This is a genomic window from Streptomyces lacaronensis (assembly GCF_047337785.1).
Taxonomy (GTDB): Bacteria; Actinomycetota; Actinomycetes; order Streptomycetales; family Streptomycetaceae; genus Streptomyces; species Streptomyces lycopersici.
The window spans coordinates 3,847,926-3,861,592 of the sequence record NZ_JBLHDK010000003.1; the positions used below are offsets into that span (position 1 = coordinate 3,847,926).

Annotated in this window: 10 protein-coding genes; 1 reads left to right on the top strand and 9 read right to left on the bottom strand. The window is 70.6% G+C overall.

What is annotated here, in order from left to right; translation table 11 throughout:
- Nucleotides 1–99 precede the first annotated feature (99 nt).
- From ACMTAK_RS16160 to ACMTAK_RS16190, 7 genes are all read right to left on the bottom strand, one after another.
- On the bottom strand, nucleotides 100–1,815 hold the full coding sequence (locus ACMTAK_RS16160) for a proline--tRNA ligase (protein ID WP_413806883.1): 1,716 nt from the start codon (nucleotides 1,813–1,815) through the stop codon (nucleotides 100–102).
- A gap of 96 nt (nucleotides 1,816–1,911) precedes the next feature.
- Entirely contained in the window at nucleotides 1,912–2,478 is a 567-nt protein-coding gene (locus tag ACMTAK_RS16165) for a GNAT family N-acetyltransferase (RefSeq protein WP_413806884.1), read from the bottom strand.
- Nucleotides 2,479–2,503: 25 nt separating this feature from the next.
- Nucleotides 2,504–3,349, bottom strand: a complete 846-nt coding sequence (locus tag ACMTAK_RS16170) for a GNAT family N-acetyltransferase (RefSeq protein ID WP_413806885.1) — start codon at nucleotides 3,347–3,349, stop codon at nucleotides 2,504–2,506.
- Between the two features lie 268 nt (nucleotides 3,350–3,617).
- Nucleotides 3,618–4,772, bottom strand: coding sequence for a flavodoxin-dependent (E)-4-hydroxy-3-methylbut-2-enyl-diphosphate synthase (ispG, locus tag ACMTAK_RS16175; RefSeq protein ID WP_413806886.1), 1,155 nt, complete (start codon nucleotides 4,770–4,772; stop codon nucleotides 3,618–3,620).
- A 138-nt stretch (nucleotides 4,773–4,910) separates the two neighbouring features.
- Complete coding sequence (locus ACMTAK_RS16180) at nucleotides 4,911–6,212, bottom strand: M50 family metallopeptidase (protein WP_413806887.1); 1,302 nt, start codon at nucleotides 6,210–6,212, stop codon at nucleotides 4,911–4,913.
- On the bottom strand, nucleotides 6,209–7,471 hold the full coding sequence (gene dxr / locus ACMTAK_RS16185) for a 1-deoxy-D-xylulose-5-phosphate reductoisomerase (protein ID WP_413806888.1): 1,263 nt from the start codon (nucleotides 7,469–7,471) through the stop codon (nucleotides 6,209–6,211). The genes ACMTAK_RS16180 and dxr overlap by 4 nt, the downstream gene beginning before the upstream one ends.
- Nucleotides 7,472–7,582: 111 nt before the next feature.
- Complete coding sequence (locus ACMTAK_RS16190; protein ID WP_413806889.1) at nucleotides 7,583–9,517, bottom strand: acyl-CoA dehydrogenase family protein; 1,935 nt, start codon at nucleotides 9,515–9,517, stop codon at nucleotides 7,583–7,585.
- A gap of 302 nt (nucleotides 9,518–9,819) precedes the next feature.
- Between ACMTAK_RS16190 and ACMTAK_RS16195 the strand changes: the two genes are divergently transcribed.
- Entirely contained in the window at nucleotides 9,820–10,836 is a 1,017-nt protein-coding gene (locus tag ACMTAK_RS16195) for a LacI family DNA-binding transcriptional regulator (protein WP_413806890.1), read from the top strand.
- Between the two features lie 64 nt (nucleotides 10,837–10,900).
- Here the strand turns inward: ACMTAK_RS16195 and ACMTAK_RS16200 are convergent, their stop codons facing one another.
- The gene (locus ACMTAK_RS16200; protein ID WP_413806891.1) at nucleotides 10,901–11,602 is read right to left on the bottom strand and encodes a glycoside hydrolase family 12 protein; all 702 of its coding nucleotides are present in this window, start codon (nucleotides 11,600–11,602) and stop codon (nucleotides 10,901–10,903) included.
- 39 nt (nucleotides 11,603–11,641) lie between these two features.
- Nucleotides 11,642–13,654 carry a beta-galactosidase gene (locus tag ACMTAK_RS16205; RefSeq protein ID WP_413806892.1) on the bottom strand — a complete coding sequence of 671 codons (2,013 nt, stop codon included), beginning with the start codon at nucleotides 13,652–13,654 and terminating at the stop codon, nucleotides 11,642–11,644.
- Nucleotides 13,655–13,667: the final 13 nt, after the last annotated feature.

The window sequence follows — 13,667 nt, forward strand, 5'->3', positions numbered from 1 at the left end:
GGGTACGGCTTCCGTCCCGCGCCCACGGCGCGATTGAGCAGCCGGGGCGGGGCGCGGGCCTCGCCGCCCGGCGCCGCACCCCCGGCGCCGCCGCGGTCGTCAGCCGGTGGTGGTGAGGCGGGCGATGGCCTCGTCGATGGGGAGGTCCTGGCGCTCGCCCGTGCGGCGGTCCTTCAGCTCGACGACGCCGTCCTTCGCGCCGCGGCCCACGACCAGGATGGTCGGGACGCCGATCAGCTCGGAGTCGGTGAACTTCACGCCCGGGGAGACACCGGCGCGGTCGTCGACCATGACCCGCAGGCCCGCCGTGCCCAGCTTCTCCGCGAGGTCCAGGGCCATCTCGGTCTGGAGGGCCTTGCCCGCCGCGACGATATGGACGTCGGCCGGGGCGACCTCGCGGGGCCAGCAGAGCCCGGACTCGTCGTGGGTCTGCTCGGCGAGGGCGGCGACGGCGCGGGAGACGCCGATGCCGTACGAGCCCATCGTGACCCGCGCCGGCTTGCCGTTCTGCCCGAGCACATCGAGCTGGAAGGCGTCGGCGTACTTGCGGCCGAGCTGGAAGATGTGGCCGATCTCGATCGCCCGGTCCAGCTCGATGCCCGCACCGCAGCGGGGGCAGGGGTCACCCGGCTCGACCACGACGACGTCCAGGTACTCGTCGACCTCGAAGTCACGGCCGCAGACCACGTCGCGCGCGTGGGTGTCGGGCTTGTTGGCGCCGGTCACCCAGGCGGTGCCGGGGGCGATGCGCGGGTCGGCGATGTAGCGGAAGGACTTGCCCGCCAGGCCCTGCGGGCCGACGTAGCCGCGCACCAGCTCGGGGCGGCCCTCGAAGTCCTCGGCCGTGACGAGCTCGACGACGGCCGGGGCGAGGTGCTCGCCCAGCTTGCCCAGGTCCACCTCGCGGTCGCCGGGGACGCCCACCGCGGTGATCTCGCCGTCGACCTTGACCAGGAGGTTCTTCAGGGTGGCGGAGGCCGGGACGCCGAGGTACTCGGCGAGGGTCTCGATGGTCGGGGTGTCGGGGGTGTCCAGCTCCTCGAGGGGGCCGTGCGCGGCGCCCTCGACCGGCGGCACGGTCACCGTGACCGCCTCGGTGTTCGCGGCGTAGTCGCAGTTCGGACAGTCGACGAAGGTGTCCTCGCCGGCCGCCGCCGGGGCCAGGAACTCCTCGGACGCCGAGCCGCCCATCGCGCCGGAGACCGCGGAGACGATGCGGTAGTCCAGGCCGAGGCGCTGGAAGATCCGCTGGTACGCCTCGCGGTGCAGCCGGTAGGACTCGGCGAGGCCCTCGTCGGTGGTGTCGAAGGAGTACGAGTCCTTCATCAGGAACTCGCGCCCGCGCAGCACACCCGAGCGGGGGCGGGCCTCGTCCCGGTACTTGGTCTGGATCTGGTAGAGCATGACCGGCAGGTCCTTGTAGGACGTGCACTGGTCCTTGACCGTCAGGGTGAAGATCTCCTCGTGGGTGGGGCCCAGGAGGTAGTCGGCACCCTTACGGTCCTTGATCCGGAAGAGCAGATCGCCGTACTCGTCCCAGCGGCCGCTCGTCTCGTACGGCTCACGGGGCAGCAGCGCGGGCAGGAGGACCTCCTGGGCGCCGATGGCGTCCATCTCCTCGCGGACGATCCGCGAGACGTTCTCCAGGACCTTCTTACCGATCGGCAGCCAGGTCCAGATGCCCGCGGCGGCGCGGCGGACGTACCCGGCGCGGACGAGCAGCTTGTGGCTGGCGGTCTCGGCGTCCGCCGGGTCTTCGCGCAGCGTCTTCAGCATCATCGTGGACATGCGCTGGACGTTGACGGCGTGGGCCATGGGGTCTCTCCTGCGTGCGATGGGATGTTCAGGAGGTTAGCCGCACGGGCTGGTTTCCCGGAAATGCGTAAGGCCGCGGCGGCGCCAGGCCGGGGCCTAGCGGCGCAGCGGCAGGGGGGCTCCCATCACGGCGTACGGGCTCGGGGCGCTCGGGAAGAGCACGGGGCGGGCGAGGTCGCGGTAGCCCAGTGAGCGGTAGAGCGCGCGGGCCGGGCTCTCGGTGTCGATCGCGGACAGGATCGAGCGCGGCTCGTCGGCGCTGTCCGTGATGGTCGTGATCAGCCGCCGGCCGATGCCCCGGCTCTGGTACTCCGGGTGGACGTGCAGTTCGGTGATGACGAACGAGTCGTCCAGCCAGTCCTCGTGCCCGGCCGCGCGCAGATACGGCTGGACGACCGTGGACCACCAGTGGGTGCGGTTGTTGGGCATGCCGTAGACGAAGCCGACGAGCCGTCCGGAGGGCGTGGTCGCGCCGAGCGCGCGGGCGCCGGGGCTCTTGAGGTGGCGCAGCACGATGTGGCGTCGTACGCCGACCTCCTCGTCCGTCAGCCCGAAGGCGACGGCCTGGACGTCGAGCGCTTCGTCCACGCGTGCGGCGAGGTCGAGCGACCCGACGACGACGTCTTCGGGTTCCGGGCTCATCCCCCCGGGGTGATGCAGCATGGGCGGCACCCTACTGGCCTGTCGATCAGAACAGCACACTCATGAACGCGCCGACTTCCCGGAAGCCGACCCGGCGGTACGCGGCGCGGGCCGCGGTGTTGAAGTCGTTGACGTACAGGCTCGCCACCGGGGCCACCTCGCTCAGCGCATAGCGCAGCACGGCCGCCATTCCGGTCTCGGACAGGCCGCGGCCGCGGTACTCGGGGGCCACCCATACGCCCTGGATCTGGCAGGCGTGCGGGGTGGCCGCGCCGATCTCGGCCTTGAACACCACCCGGCCGTTCTCGACCCGGGCGAAGGAGCGCCCGGCGGTGACGAGCTCGGCGACCCGCGCCTGGTAGAGCAGCCCGCCGTCGCCCGCGAGCGGCGAGACGCCGACCTCCTCGGTGAACATCGCCACGCACGCAGGCATGATCACGTCCATCTCGTCCTTACGGACGCGGCGTACCAGCGGATCGGGCGGGACGTCGGCGGGCATCGTGCTGGTGACCATCACCGGCTGACGGGCGCGGACCTCACGGGCCGGGCCCCAGTTGGGCTCCAGCAGGGACCACAGCCCGGCGGTGGTCTCGGCGGGGCCGACGATCGAGGAGCAGCGGCGGCCCGCCCGGCGGGCGCGCTCGGCGAAGCCGCGCACGGCCTCGGGGGTGGCGCAGATGGGTACGAGGTTGGCCCCGGCGTAGCAGAGCGACTCCAGCCGTCCGCCGGAGTACCAGCCCCACATCTCGCCGCCGAGCCGCCACGGGTCCAGGCCGGCGACCTGGACGCGGGCGGCCACGAAGGCGTTCGAGACGGGGTCACGGTCGAGCACCGCAAGGGCCGCGTCGAGCTCATGGGGCTCGAGGACCCTGGTGGTGGACGTGGTCAGCACGTGTCGGTCTGCCTCACGTGGTGCGGGCCCGCGGGCCGGGGACGTCGATTCTCCAGACTCTACCGCGCAGGCCAAGAGGGCCCCTCACCGCCTTTTCCACGGCTCGGGTTCGCCTCCAACGGGAACTGGATGAGCCGAAGGACACCGGAGAGCGTCGGGTGCTTGGTCTTACCGGCCGGGGGCACCCCCAGCGGTGGCTGGGGGTGACTTTTGCACCCCGGCGGGGGCCACTCCCAGCGGTAGCTGGGGGAGAACCGAGCCTCAAAAATCAGCTGACCGAGACCTCAGGCTCGCCGGAGGCGATGCCGTCCTTTTCCATCTGCTCGGCGATCTTCATGGCCTCGTCGATCAGGGTCTCCACGATTTTCGACTCCGGCACGGTCTTGATGACCTCGCCCTTGACGAAGATCTGCCCCTTGCCATTGCCGGAGGCGACGCCCAGGTCCGCCTCGCGCGCCTCGCCGGGGCCGTTGACGACACAGCCCATGACCGCGACGCGCAGCGGGACCTCCATGCCCTCAAGACCGGCCGTGACCTGGTCCGCGAGCTTGTACACATCCACCTGCGCCCGACCGCACGACGGACACGAGACGATCTCCAGCCGCCGCTGCCGCAGATTCAGCGACTCCAGAATCTGGATGCCGACCTTGACCTCCTCCGCCGGAGGCGCCGACAGCGACACCCGGATCGTGTCCCCGATCCCCTCACTCAGCAGCGCACCGAACGCCACCGCCGACTTGATCGTCCCCTGGAACGCCGGACCCGCCTCCGTCACACCCAGATGCAGCGGATAGTCACACTGAGCCGCCAGCTGACGGTAGGCGTTGACCATCACCACCGGATCGTTGTGCTTCACCGAGATCTTGATGTCCCGGAACCCGTGCTCCTCGAACAGCGAACACTCCCACAACGCCGACTCCACCAACGCCTCCGGCGTGGCCTTGCCGTACTTCTCCAGCAACCGCTTGTCCAGCGACCCCGCGTTCACCCCGATACGAATCGGCACACCCGCCCCCGACGCCGCCTTCGCGATCTCCTTGACCTTGTCGTCGAACTGCCGGATATTCCCCGGATTCACCCGCACCGCCGCACACCCGGCATCAATCGCCGCGAACACGTACTTCGGCTGGAAATGAATGTCGGCGATCACCGGGATCTGAGACTTCTTCGCGATCACCGGCAACGCGTCCGCGTCATCCTGCGACGGACACGCCACCCGCACGATCTGGCACCCCGACGCCGTCAACTCCGCGATCTGCTGCAGCGTCGCACCGATGTCCGCCGTCACCGTCGTCGTCATCGACTGCACCGAAACCGGCGCGTCACCACCCACGGCCACCGACCCGACCTGGATCTTCCGGCTGACCCTGCGCTCGGCGAGCTTGGCCGGTACGGACGGCATTCCTAGCGAAATCGCAGTCATCTGGTTCGTAACCCCAAGGTGTGTGCGTGGCTGGAGATCAGCGGACTCCGATCTCCGAGATTACGGCACCGGTCATGTCCTCAGCACACCGCGCTCCTGAAGTCCACCCAAAGGTGAACTTCAGGACATCTCGCGTCATCAGGAGATTTTCACGGGGTTCACGACGTCCGCCACCAGGACGAGCAGCGTGAAGCAGATGAAGACTCCGGCGATCACATAGGCGACCGGCATCATCTTCGCCACATCGAACGGTCCGGGGTCGGGCCGCCGGACCAGCCGGGCGGTGTGGCGCCGGACGGCCTCCCACACCGCGCCCGCGATGTGGCCGCCGTCCAGCGGCAGCAGCGGCAGCATGTTGAACAGGAACAGCGAGAGGTTGAACCCGGCGACCAGGAAGAGCATGGTCGCGATCCGCTGGGAGGGCGGGATGTCGAGGCTGGCGACCTCGCCACCGACCCGGGCCGCGCCCACGACGCCCATCGGGGAGTCCGCCTTGCGCTCGCCGTCCCCGAACGCCGCGTTCCACAGGTCCGGGATCTTGGAGGGCAGGGCGATCATCGAGTCGATGCCGTCCTCGACCATGTTGCCCATACGGTCCACGGACTGCCCGAAGGACTGCTGGACCACTCCGTTGGCCGGGGTGAAGCCGAGGAAGCCGGCGGTGACGAATTCGCCCTCGACATAGCCGCCGTTCCCGTCGGACTTGGCGACCTGGTTCTTTATGAGGTCGGCGTGCAGGGTCTTGCGGACGCCGTCCCGCTCGACGGTGATCGTGGCGGGGCCGGTGGTCTCGCGGATGTCCTGCTGGAGGGCGCCCCAGTCCGGGGTGGGGTGGCCGTTGAAGGCGACGATCTTGTCCCGGGGCTGCAGACCGGCGGCCTTGGCCGGGGAGTCCTTGGCGCCCTTGGGGCACTTGTCGGTGGAGGACGAGGCCGCGACCACGCACTGGGAGACCGTGCCCACACTGGTGGTCTGGGTGTTGACGCCGAAGCTCATCATCACCCCGAGGAAGATCACCACCGCGAGGACCAGGTTCATGAAGGGCCCGGCGAACATGACGATCACGCGCTTCCACGGCTTGCGCGTGTAGAACAGGCGCTTGTCGTCGCCGGGCTGGAGCTCCTCGAAGGCGGCCGACCGGGCGTCCTCGATCATGCCGCGCCACGGTGAGGTGGAACGCGCGGTGATCTTTCCGTCGTCGCCCGGCGGGAACATCCCGATCATGCGGATGTAGCCGCCCAGCGGAACCGCCTTGATGCCGTACTCGGTCTCGCCCTTCTTCCGGGAGAAGATGGTCGGCCCGAAGCCGACCATGTACTGGGGCACCCGGATGCCGAAGAGCTTGGCCGTGGAGAGATGGCCGAGCTCATGCCAGGCGATCGAGATCAGCAGGCCGACGGCGAACACCACTATGCCGAGGACCGTCATCAGTGTCGTCATGCGCGAGCCTCCGGGGTCGCCTTCGCCGCTCTGGCGGCCAGTTCCGTTGCGCGGGCGCGGGCCCATGTCTCGGCCTGGAGGACGTCCGCGACGGTGAGCCGGGTTCCCGCGGCCGGGGTGCCGTGCTCGGCCACCACCTCGGCGACCGTATCGACGATTCCGTCGAACGGCAGCTTTCCGTCGAGGAAGGCGTCCACGCACTCCTCGTTCGCCGCGTTGAAGACGGCCGGGGCGGTGCCGCCGAGGTCGCCGACATGCCGGGCGAGCCCGATCGAGGGGAACGCCTCGGTGTCCAGGGGGAAGAACTCCCAGGTGTGGGCCTTGGTCCAGTCGCAGCCGGGCGCGGCGTCCGGCACCCGCTCGGGCCAGCCGAGGCCGAGCGCGATGGGCATCCGCATATCGGGCGGGCTCGCCTGGGCGAGCGTCGAGCCATCGGTGAATTCAACCATCGAGTGGATATACGACTGAGGGTGGACCACCACCTCAATCCGCTCGAAGGGAATGTCGTAGAGCAGATGAGCCTCGATGACCTCCAGGCCCTTGTTGACGAGGGTCGCGGAGTTGATCGTGATCACCGGGCCCATGTCCCAGGTGGGGTGGGCCAGCGCCTGCTCAGGGGTGACCGAGGCCAGCTCCCGCTTGGTCCGGCCGCGGAACGGGCCGCCGGAGGCGGTGACCACCAGCTTGCGGACCTCCTCGCGGGCGCCGCCGAGCAGCGCCTGGAAGAGCGCGGAGTGCTCGGAGTCGACGGGGACGATCTGTCCGGGCTTGGCCACGGCCTTGACCAGGGGGCCGCCGACGATGAGCGATTCCTTGTTGGCCAGCGCCAGCACCCGGCCCGCCTCCAGAGCGGCCAGGGTGGGCGCCAGGCCGATGGAGCCGGTGATGCCGTTGAGCACGGTGTGGCACTGGGAACGGGCGAGCTCGGTGGCCGCATCGGGCCCCGCCAGGATCTCGGGGAGCGGCTCACCGGCGCCGTAGCGCGCGCTCAGCGCCTGGCGCACCTCGGCCACCGCCTCGGGCCGGGCGACCGCGACCCTGTCCACCCGCAGCCGGTGGGCCTGCTCGGCGAGGAGCCCGGCCCGTCCCCCGGCGGCGGACAGGCCGGTCACGCGGAAGCGGTCGGGGTTGCGCAGCACCACGTCGATGGCCTGGGTGCCGATCGAACCGGTGGAGCCCAGGATCACGATGTCGCGCACGCTCGCCGCGGCGGTGGCCGCCGGAACGCGCAGATGCGGGTCAGCCAGGGAATCCGTCATCCCCCCATTGTGGGGGCAAGGGGTGACGGCTCGGTGACAAGGCCCGGGATCCGGTGATCGCGGATCCCGGGGGCTCGTCAGCACGTGCTCCGGCGGCTTCCCCGCGGCTCCTCAGTGGATGGGTCGGTGGACGTTCTGTCTGGCGGTCGGGCCGGGGGCGGCGTCGGCGATCCAGGGGCCGTCGCCGCTGGGGTCGATCACACCGTCCTCGAGCCACTCGTACGCCCCGGAGAGCACCCCGGAGACCACCTTGCGGTCGAGCTCGTCGGTGTTGGTCCACAGCCGCCCGAAGAGCTCCTCGGCACGGATCCTGGCCTGCCGGCAGAACGCGTCGGCCAACTGGTAGGCCGCGACGCCGTGGTCGCCGCGGGAGCGCAGCATCTCGGCCCGTACGCAGGCCGCGCTCATCGCGAACAGCTCCGCGCCGATGTCGACGATCCGGCTGAGGAAGCCCTGTTTGGTCTCCATCCGGCCCTGCCAGCGGGACATGGCGTAGAACGTAGAGCGGGCCAGTTTGCGCGCCGAGCGCTCCACAAAGCGCAGGTGCGGGGAGAGGTCCGGGTGCCCGGCCGGGCAGAACTCCGGGTAGGCACGGGGCAGTTGGCCGGGGCCGGTGAGCAGGCCGGGCAGCCAGCGGGCGTAGAAGCCCCCGGCCTTGGCGGCCGCCTTGCCCTTGTCCTGGAGGGACTTGTCGGGGTCGATGAGGTCGCCCGCCACCGACAGATGAGCGTCCACGGCCTCGCGGGCGATGAGGAGGTGCATGATCTCGGTCGAGCCCTCGAAGATCCGGTTGATGCGCAGATCGCGCAGCATCTGCTCGGCGGGGACGGCCCGCTCCCCGCGGGCGGCCAGCGAGGCCGCGGTCTCATAGCCCCGGCCGCCGCGGATCTGGACCAGTTCGTCCGCCATCAGCCAGGCCATCTCGCTGCCGTAGAGCTTGGCGAGCGCCGCCTCGATGCGGATGTCGTTGCGGTCCTCGTCGGCCATCTGGGAGGCGAGGTCGATGATGGCCTCCAGGGCGAAGGTGGTCGCCGCGATGAAGGAGATCTTGGCGCCGACGGCCTCGTGCTTGGCGATGGGCTTGCCCCACTGCTCACGGGCGGCGGACCATTCGCGGGCGATTTTCAGACACCATTTCCCGGCGCCCGCGCACATCGCGGGCAGCGACAGCCGTCCGGTGTTGAGCGTGGTCAGCGCGATCTTGAGACCGGCGCCCTCGGGTCCGACCCGGTTGGCGGCCGGGACGCGGACCCGGTGGAAGCGGGTGACGCCGTTCTCCAGGCCGCGCAGCCCCATGAAGGCGTTGCGGTTCTCCACGGTGACGCCTTCGGAGGCGGTCTCGACGACGAAGGCGGTGATGCCGCCCTTGTGGCCCTCGGAGCGCGGCACCCTGGCCATCACCACCAGCAGGTCGGCGACCACGCCGTTGGTGGTCCACAGCTTGACGCCGTCCAGCAGGTAGTCCTCGCCGTCGGGCACGGCGGTGGTGGCGAGGCGGGCCGGGTCGGAGCCCACGTCCGGCTCGGTGAGCAGGAAGGCCGAGATGTCGGTGCGGGCGCAGCGCGGCAGGAAGCGGTCCTTCTGCTCCTGGGTGCCGAAGAGCTTCAGCGGCTGCGGTACGCCGATGGACTGGTGGGCGGAGAGCAGGGCGCCGATCGCCGGGCTGACGGAGCCGGCCATGGCCAGGGCCTTGTTGTAGTAGACCTGGGTGAGGCCCAGCCCTCCGTACTTGGTGTCGATCTTCATGCCGAGCGCGCCGAGCTCCTTGAGCCCCTTGATGGTCTCGTCGGGGATCTGCGCCTCGCGCTCGATACGGGCGGCGTCGACCCGCGTTTGGCAGAACTCCTGGAGCTTGGCGAGGAAGGTCTCGCCGCGGCGTACGTCGTCCGGGGCGGGGGCGGGGTGGGGGTGGATCAGATCGAGTCGGAAGCGGCCGAGGAAGAGCTCCTTGGCGAAGCTGGGCTTGTGCCATACCTGTTCGCGTGCGGCCTCGGCGACCTGGCGCGCTTCACGCTCGGACACCGGCCTGACGGAGGATGCGGTCATCGGTGCTCCCTTTGCCGCGACGATCTCGTGACATTACCGGCACGTACCGCTGCCAGTGTGCATCCGGTCCGACGGGACGGCAAAGCGGGAGGACACCGGGATCTGGAGGTTCGGGAGGGGTCACCGCGGCGGCGGACCCGGCAGGGGTGGAGAGGGATATGGACGGCGCGTTGAAGCGCTTCGACATCCTCTGGACAGCCCTTGCGCTGCGGGTTTAGGGTCAATCCACATGGCCAGGCGGAAGAGGATCGGGCCATGTGTCGAAGCGCTTCGCTGACAATCCCCCGGATGGAGTCCCCCGCATGGTCACCCTCGCCGAGGTCGCCCGTCACGCCGGAGTCTCCGCCAGCACGGTGAGCTACGTCCTCAGCGGCAAGCGGTCGATCTCCGCTCCCACGCGCGAGCGCGTCGAGCACAGCATCAAGGAGCTCGGCTACCACCCGAACGCCGGAGCCCGCGCCCTGGCCAGCAGCCGCTCCAACATCCTCGCGCTCATGGTGCCACTGCGGACGGACATGTATGTGCCGGTGATGATGGAGATCGCCATCGCGGTCGCCACCACCGCCCGCTCCCACGGCTATGACGTCCTGCTGCTCACCGGCGAGGAGGGCCCGGCGGCGGTGCGCCGGGTGACCGGCAGCGGACTCGCCGACGCCATGATCGTGATGGATGTGGAGCTGGAGGACGAGCGGCTGCCACTGCTGCACGCGGCCCGCCAGCCCACCGTACTGATCGGTCTTCCCGCCGACACCGTCGGCCTGACCTGCGTCGATCTGGACTTCACCGCCACCGGCGCGCTGTGCGCCGAGCATCTGGCGGACCTCGGCCACCGGGAGATCGCCGTCGTGGGCGAGGCCCCGGCCGTCTACGAGCGCCACACCGGCTTCGCCGAGCGGACCCTGGAGGGGCTGCGCCGCCGCGCCGCCGAGCTGGGGGTGCGGCTGCTGCACCGCCCGTGCGAGGGCAGCTACGAGTCCATGGACGGCACCCTCTCCCGGATCTTCGACGAGCGGCCCGGCACCACCGGCTTCGTGGTGCAGAACGAGGCGGCCATCGATCCGCTGCTCAGCCTGTTGCGCCGGCAGGGCCGCGCGGTGCCCGAGGACGTCTCGGTGGTCGCCATATGCCCCGAGCAGGTGGCCACCCAGGCGTCGGTGCGGCTCACCTCGGTGGCCATCCCCGCGCAGGAGATGGGGCGGCGGGCCGTGGAGCTGGCGGTGGCGAAACTGGCGGGCGGCGCCCGTGCGGAGCAGGTGACCCTGCTCGCCCCGGAGCTGACCGTACGGGCCAGCTCGGGCCCGGCGCCCGGCACGTCCTGACGCGACCTCGCCGGGCCGGTGGCGTACCGCCGCCGCGTGGCCGGGCGGCGGCGGTACGCGGGAGTCAGCTCGCGCTCACCCCGAAGCTGTTGGTGCGGAAGTCCAGACCGCCGGCCGAGGAGGTGATCTCGTAGCCGAACTGGACGTCACCGATGGTCACATCGCCGAACCAGCCCTTGGTGTTCTTGATCCAGTTCACGATGGGCTTGATGTCCACGGAGCCGGAGGTGGAGTTCGAGGTGCGGATGAACGAGAAGACCTCATTGGCTCCGTTGCTGCCCTTGTAGACGCTCCAGGTGTGGCCGCCGAGGGTGACATCGCCCTGGGCGGTGCCGAGCGGGCCGACCGGGCCGGTCTTGTTGACCCACAGCATGATCTCGTAGTCGTAATTGGAGTCCCAGATGTCGTACGAGGTGTTGTACGCGCCCGAGGACGGCACGGTGACGTTGTAGGTGCTGGTCAGCGTGGAGATGGCGCTGATCTTCTTGCCGACGACCTTCTTGGCGTTGGGGTAGGACTTGATGCCGCCGGTGTTCGGATGGTTCGCCCACACTCCCCAGTCGCTGTAGGAGTTGGCCGAGATGGTCTGGGATCCGGCGCCGGACCCCCAGATGTTGTTGTAGAGGGTGTAGCCGCCGTTGGACCAGGTGCCCCACTGGTCCGAGGAGGACCAGGTGGCGGCCTGGGCGGGGGCGGCGGCGAAGCCGATCAGCGCGAGTAACGCGATCAGCGGGGTGAGGAAGAGCGTTCGAGCGGCTCGTTGCACGGGACCTTCCCTTTCACGTGAGGGATTCGGGGGGGAGCTTCAGGCGGGGGATTCGGGCGGAGCCAGGACCATGACCGCGAAGCGGTCCAGCCGGACGCTGGTGTGGTGGGTGCGCCCGGTGAGCAGATCCGTCCGCGCGGACGGAGCGGACGGGAGGGGGACGACCGCCGGGGTGCGGCCGTGGTTGAGCAGGAAGAGATACGGACCGCGCCGCACCGCCTCGACGCCCTCGGGGAGGCCGGGCAGCGCGGGTGCCAGCCCCGCCTCCTCGGCGGCGCGGCCGAGGAGGGCGCGCAGGGCGGCGGGTTCGGGGAGGGTGGAGACGTACCAGGCGGTGCCGGTGCCGTAGGCGTTACGGGTGACGGCGGGGCGGCCGTCGAGCTCGCCGCCCTTGATCCGGGCCACCGGTTCGGCGGTTGACGGCTCCAGCTCCTCGGACCAGAGCGTGCCGTGGAACGCGCCCAGCCAGGCGCCCTCGGCGGTGAGGGTCTCGCCCTCGTCCAGCGGCCACCACTCGTGGACCGTACGGATGCCGAGGAGCCCACGGAGGCGGCGGTCCACCCCGCCGGGGCGCACCCGGTCGTCCTCGTCGGCGACGCCGGTGAAGAAGCCGCAGACGAGGGTGCCACCGCCGCGTACGTACGCCGCGAGGTTGTCCAGTGCCTCGTCGGTGAGCAGATACAGCTGGGGGACGGCGACGAGGGCGTAGTCGGTGAGGTCGGCGTGCGGATGGGCGAAGTCGGTGGTGAGGTTCCGCTCCCACAGGGCCTGGTGCCAGGCGCGCAGCAGCCGTTCGCAGGAGACCAGGGAGGAGGGGCGGCCGTCCTGGACGGTGGCCCACCAGGAGTGCCAGTCGTGCAGGATCGCGGCCCGCGCGGGGACGTCCGTGCCCGCGACCGGGGCCAGTTCGCGCAGCTCGGCGCCGAGTTCGCGCACCCGCGCGAAGGTGCGGCTGTGCTCACCAGCGTGCGGGACCATCCCGGAGTGGAACTTCTCGCTGCCCTGCCGGGACTGCCGCCACTGGAAGAAGCAGACCGCGTCGGCGCCGCGCGCGACGGCCTGGAGGGACCACAGCCGCATCAGCCCGTGCGGCTTGGGGTGGTTCACACCGCGCCAGTTGACCGGGCCCGCGGCCTGCTCCATGAGGACCCAGGGGCCGCCCGCCTGGGAGCGGGTCAGATCCTGGACCAGCGCACCGTAGGCGGCCGCGTGCGGATCCTTGGGGTCGGGGTAGAGGTCCACGGAGACCACGTCCTCCTCCGCCGCCCAGGCCCAGCCGTCCTGGCCGATGAACAGCGGCATGAAGTTGGTGGTCACGGGGATGTGCGGGGTGCGGGCGGCCAGCGCGTCGCGTTCGGCGGTGAAGCACTCCAGCAGGACGTCGCTGGTGAAGCGGCGGAAGTCCAGCGCCTGACCGGGGTTGATCAGGTACTGGGCGCGGCGCGGCGGGATGATCTCCTCCCAGGAGTCGTAGCGCTGGCTCCAGAAGGCCGTCCCCCACGCCTCGTTGAGGGCGTCCAGGCCGCCGTACCGCGCGCGCAGCCAGCGGCGGAAGTGCCGGGCGGTCTCGTCGCACCAGCAGTGGGTGCCGTACTCGTTGCCGACGTGCCACATCCGCAGCGCCGGATGGCCGCCGTAGCGGTCCGCCAGATCCTCGGTGATGCGCAGGGCGTGGTCGCGGTAGACGGGCGACGAGGCGCAGAACTGGTTCCGTGAGCCGTACCAGACGACCGTGCCGTTCTCGTCGCGCGGCAGGGTCTCGGGGTGGCGGGAGCCCATCCAGGGCGGCGGGGAGGCGGTCGGGGTGGCCAGGCACACCTCGATCCCGCCCTCGTGGAGCAGGTCCAGAACCCGGTCCAGCCAGCCGAAGTCCCGTGCCCCGGGGCGGGGTTCGAGCCGCGCCCAGGAGAAGACGCCGACGGTGACGGTGGTGACGCCCGCCCGGCGCATCAGCCGGATGTCGTCGTGCCAGACGCTCTCGGGCCACTGCTCGGGGTTGTAGTCGCCGCCGTAGAGGACGCGGCCGCGGGTGGCGTCGGTCAGGTCGGGCATACCGGCTCCCGTC

Bases quoted from the DNA above. Each gene is read 5' to 3' on its own strand.
- ACMTAK_RS16160 (WP_413806883.1), bottom strand. From the start codon at position 1,815: ATGGCCCACGCCGTCAACGTCCAGCGCATGTCCACGATGATGCTGAAG.
- ACMTAK_RS16165 (WP_413806884.1), bottom strand. From the start codon at position 2,478: ATGCTGCATCACCCCGGGGGGATGAGCCCGGAACCCGAAGACGTCGTC.
- ispG (WP_413806886.1), bottom strand. From the start codon at position 4,772: ATGACTGCGATTTCGCTAGGAATGCCGTCCGTACCGGCCAAGCTCGCC.
- ACMTAK_RS16180 (WP_413806887.1), bottom strand. From the start codon at position 6,212: ATGACGACACTGATGACGGTCCTCGGCATAGTGGTGTTCGCCGTCGGC.
- dxr (WP_413806888.1), bottom strand. From the start codon at position 7,471: ATGACGGATTCCCTGGCTGACCCGCATCTGCGCGTTCCGGCGGCCACC.
- ACMTAK_RS16190 (WP_413806889.1), bottom strand. From the start codon at position 9,517: ATGACCGCATCCTCCGTCAGGCCGGTGTCCGAGCGTGAAGCGCGCCAG.
- ACMTAK_RS16195 (WP_413806890.1), top strand. From the start codon at position 9,820: ATGGTCACCCTCGCCGAGGTCGCCCGTCACGCCGGAGTCTCCGCCAGC.
- ACMTAK_RS16205 (WP_413806892.1), bottom strand. From the start codon at position 13,654: ATGCCCGACCTGACCGACGCCACCCGCGGCCGCGTCCTCTACGGCGGC.